This is a genomic window from Stenotrophomonas maltophilia group sp. RNC7, assembly GCF_030910085.1.
Taxonomy (GTDB): domain Bacteria; phylum Pseudomonadota; class Gammaproteobacteria; order Xanthomonadales; family Xanthomonadaceae; genus Stenotrophomonas; species Stenotrophomonas sepilia.
On sequence record NZ_JAVFVN010000402.1, the window covers coordinates 1 to 357 of the forward strand.

Annotated in this window: 1 protein-coding gene; it reads left to right on the plus strand. The window is 67.8% G+C overall.

Features of this window, described 5'->3' with window-relative positions; all coding sequences use genetic code 11:
* Window positions 1–357 (plus strand): SDR family oxidoreductase (locus RCF13_RS06820; protein WP_308141003.1); only part of this gene is annotated, 357 nt, incomplete at both ends.

The window sequence follows — 357 nt, forward strand, 5'->3', positions numbered from 1 at the left end:
GGCCGAGGCCACCGACGAGATCTACGACCAGACCTTCGACATCAACACCCGCGGCACCTTCAACACCCTGCGCGAGGCCGGCGCGCGGCTGGCCGACGGCGGCAGCATCGTCAACGTCTCCAGCACCACGCTGGCGCTGAACATGCCCACCTACGGCATCTACATCGCCAGCAAGGCCGCGGTGGAAAGCTTCACCCGCGTGTTCGCCAAGGAACTGCGCGGCCGCCGCATCACGGTCAACGCCGTGGCGCCCGGCCCCGTCGCCACCGACCTGTTCAAGCAGGGCAAGAGCCCGGAACTGATCGAGCATTTCGCCAAGATGCCGCCGCTGGAGCGCCTGGGCGAACCCGAGGACAT